The 3299-nt window shown below is 43.1% G+C and carries 5 protein-coding genes; all 5 read left to right on the top strand.

The features are described from left to right. Positions 1 to 489, top strand: a 489-nt coding sequence (locus tag F607_RS31960) for an ATP-binding protein (RefSeq protein WP_038292360.1), incomplete at its 5' end; no start/stop codon positions are given. A gap of 2 nt (positions 490 to 491) precedes the next feature. Further along, positions 492 to 1127 carry a DUF669 domain-containing protein gene (locus F607_RS0125840; protein ID WP_027710322.1) on the top strand — a complete coding sequence of 212 codons (636 nt, stop codon included), beginning with the start codon at positions 492 to 494 and terminating at the stop codon, positions 1125 to 1127. Then, positions 1114 to 2166, top strand: a complete 1053-nt coding sequence (locus F607_RS31955; RefSeq protein ID WP_051311843.1) for a hypothetical protein — start codon at positions 1114 to 1116, stop codon at positions 2164 to 2166. The genes F607_RS0125840 and F607_RS31955 overlap by 14 nt, the downstream gene beginning before the upstream one ends. Next, complete coding sequence (locus F607_RS0125830) at positions 2163 to 2825, top strand: hypothetical protein (RefSeq protein ID WP_027710321.1); 663 nt, start codon at positions 2163 to 2165, stop codon at positions 2823 to 2825. The genes F607_RS31955 and F607_RS0125830 overlap by 4 nt, the downstream gene beginning before the upstream one ends. A 73-nt stretch (positions 2826 to 2898) precedes the next feature. After that, positions 2899 to 3294 carry a hypothetical protein gene (locus F607_RS0125825; protein WP_027710320.1) on the top strand — a complete coding sequence of 132 codons (396 nt, stop codon included), beginning with the start codon at positions 2899 to 2901 and terminating at the stop codon, positions 3292 to 3294. Positions 3295 to 3299 lie beyond the last annotated feature (5 nt).

Below are 3299 nucleotides of genomic sequence, written 5' to 3'. Positions count from 1 at the left end.
TTGGAACCACTGATTTGGACTTACACCGCCCAACAGCACGGCAAGAGCAGTATTGAAGACTTTGGTTATGGCAAAGGTTACGGTGAAGCCCTCACCTACTGGCGACAATGTTTAGCCTGGCTCGATGCCCTGCGTAATGAAAAAAACATGGCCATTATTTTAATTGCCCATACCCAGGTCAAACGCTTTGATTCACCGGAAACCGAACCCTACGACCGTTACCAAATTAAATTACATGACCGGGCCAGTGCCTTAATTCAAGAGTCGGTCGATTGCGTGTTATTCACCAATTTTAAAACCGTTGTTAAAAAGACCGATGTCGGTTTTGGTAACGAAGTGACACGCGGTATTACCACCGGCCAACGTGTTTTATATACCCAGGAAACACCCGCCTTTTTAGCTAAAAACCGTTATGGCCTGCCCCCGGAAATCCCTCTGCAATGGGATGCATTTTCACAGGCCTTACCTCATCATCAATCTGGAGTTTAATCATGGCAAATTTAGGTTTTTCAACCCAAGCATACGATCCCAATATTAATTTATTTACGCCTATTCCTGCCGGTGATTATTTAGCGATGATCGACAAAGCCGACGTTAAAATGAATAAAGCCGGCACGGGCCATTATATTGCGTTTTCGTACATTATTTTGGAAGGCCAATACGCCGAACGTCGGGTATTTGATAATCAAAATATCAGTCATCCGAATCAGCAGGCAGAGAATATTGGTCGTCGCGCTATTTCAGCTATAGGCCAAGCGTTGGGTAATCCGAACGTTCAGGACTCGGATCAATTATTAAATCAACCGCTGGTGATTAAAGTCACCATTCGCAATAACAAACAATCCAACGAACCGGAAAATGTGATACGGGGTTGGTTATCGAAAGAGAACTATCAGCATGCAGCTTCTACTGCACCTCAACAAACATCCAATATAGTGCATCAGACACCGCCTACTCTGCAACCGAGTCAGTTTGTATCAGGGAATAACCAAACACAACCAACAACTACGCAGCACGTTGCTACACCTCAACAGCAACCGCCCATCACTACCCAACAGGCGCCTTCAAATCCACCTGCAGGGAATTTTGAACAACCCGTATGGAATCAGAGCCATGCAACTGCCTGAATCCCAACACAGCACCATTAATGCGATTTATCAGCACTATGAGCTGCAACAGACTGGCCATGGTTGGCGCGCCCATTTAGGGGCGTCAATCATTGGTAAAAGCTGTGAGCGTGCGCTGTGGTATGACTTTCATTGGTGCTCGATAAAAAGTCATAAAGGACAAATGCTGCGTTTATTTGAAACTGGCCATTTAGCGGAAGATCGTTTTGCCGCGAATTTACGAGCGGCGGGTGTGAAAGTCTGGACCGTGGACCCTAATACTGGCAAACAATTTCGGGTATCGGCTTGCCAGGATCACTTTGGCGGTTCAATGGATGGTGTGGGCCATGGCTTTTTAGAAGCACCGAGCCAGTGGCATATCATCGAAATGAAAACCCACAGCGAAAAGAGTTTTAAAGGGTTAGAAAAAGACGGCGTACAAAAAAGTAAACCGCAGCATTTTACCCAGATGCAAGTGTATATGCACCTGCAACAAATTGATCGGGCTTATTATATTGCGGTGAATAAAAATACCGACGCACTGTATGGCGAACGGGTTAAATACGACAAATCCTATGCTGAAAACACGTTAGCTAAAGCCGCCCGCATTATTGCCAGTGATCAGCCACTGGACAAATTAAATGACGATCCCAGTTGGTGGGAATGCAAACTCTGCGATCATCATGCCATTTGTCATGGTGAACAAGTCCCAGCGGTTAATTGCCGAACCTGTTTACATGCATCAGCGGTTGATCATGGCCAATGGCATTGTGCGCGGTTTAATTTACTCATACCTGAAAATAATCAACGCGTCGGCTGTCAGGCCCATTTATTTATTCCCGATTTAATTCAGAGCTTTGCGGACGTGATGGACAGTGGTGAATACTGGATTCGCTATTGCCTTAAAAAAACGGGTGAATGTTTTGTTAGTGGCGAAGATCCAAGGCAGTTTAAGAGCACAGAAATTCGAGCCGTAGAAGACAAAAGTCTGTTAGCCGATAAAACAGTGAACATGATACGTGAAGCATTTAATGCTGAGTTAATGGAGGATAACAAATGAAGCCTGTTATGTTGTCCCTCTTTGATTTTACGGGGGAGATGGTAAAGCCCTGGTTAGAAGCAGGATATGAATGTTGGATTATAGATGTTCAGCATAAACCAGGAATTAATCGCAAAAATAATCTTGTTAAAGTAGGTGCCGATATAAGGTTTGGTTGGCTGCCACCTGCTGAAATTATAGATCAGATTAAATTTATAGCCGCATTTCCACCTTGTGACCATTTAGCTGTTTCTGGTGCTCGATGGTTTAAAGGTAAAGGGTTGCGTAGTTTGGGTTTATCCATTGATTTGTTCGCAACGGCTACAGAGATATGTGAATGGTCTGGTGCTCCATATTTAATTGAAAACCCCGTTAGCACTATTTCTACCTACTGGCGTAAACCTGATTATACGTTCCATCCATGGCAGTACTGTGGCTATGAACCTAATGATGAATACACTAAAAAAACATGTTTATGGACGGGTGGAGGATTTGTTATGCCTGAGCCTTATCATCCCAATAAGGTGAATCCAGATGACAGAATTCATAAGTGTTCACCATCAGCTGACAGAAAAAATATAAGAAGTATAACCCCTTTTGGGTTTGCAAAAGCTGTTTATTTAGCTAACTCAAAAATGTTTAAAGGTTTAATTAACGCCCGAAGCAGGCTCAGTCATTGAACAAATAGCTTTAGTTAAACGATAAAAGAACCTCTAAATAAAAATTAATTAAATTCATCAAAAGGAGTCTGTCATGGATTCAACGATTAACTCATTAAGTCAAAAAGAACCACCTTGTGTTGCTTGGCAAGTTGAAGAAGAGGATGGTCAAGAAAAGGTGATATTTCATGTCAGTAAAGAAGGTGCATTAAACCTTGCCTGTGTCCGTTTTAAGTTCGATCCCCAATACACTGATCCACCAAAGCGAGTCTCTGCATTTGATCACTATGCTGAGCTGGGTTATGTCCCCGCCGCTGAGTTAATGATGAGAGGTTGGTGGTTACACTGTGTTAACTGCGATCAACCTCTCTATATTCATCGCCTAAAAAAGTCAAAACTTCGCGAACTGGAATTTGATCGGGATAACGTGTGGTGTAGCCAGCGTTGTAGACGTAAATACGAAAGCCATATCAATCACTTTCAAGGATGAAACAA

The organism is Zooshikella ganghwensis DSM 15267 (genome assembly GCF_000428585.1).
GTDB lineage: Bacteria > Pseudomonadota > Gammaproteobacteria > Pseudomonadales > Zooshikellaceae > Zooshikella > Zooshikella ganghwensis.
Note: the sequence above shows the minus strand (reverse complement) of the source record. Positions and strands in the feature narration are given on the sequence as shown.

Excerpts from the sequence above, each read along its gene's own strand:
- F607_RS0125825 (WP_027710320.1), top strand. The coding sequence starts at position 2,899 with ATGGATTCAACGATTAACTCATTAAGTCAAAAAGAACCACCTTGTGTT.
- F607_RS0125830 (WP_027710321.1), top strand. The coding sequence starts at position 2,163 with ATGAAGCCTGTTATGTTGTCCCTCTTTGATTTTACGGGGGAGATGGTA.
- F607_RS0125840 (WP_027710322.1), top strand. The coding sequence starts at position 492 with ATGGCAAATTTAGGTTTTTCAACCCAAGCATACGATCCCAATATTAAT.
- F607_RS31955 (WP_051311843.1), top strand. The coding sequence starts at position 1,114 with ATGCAACTGCCTGAATCCCAACACAGCACCATTAATGCGATTTATCAG.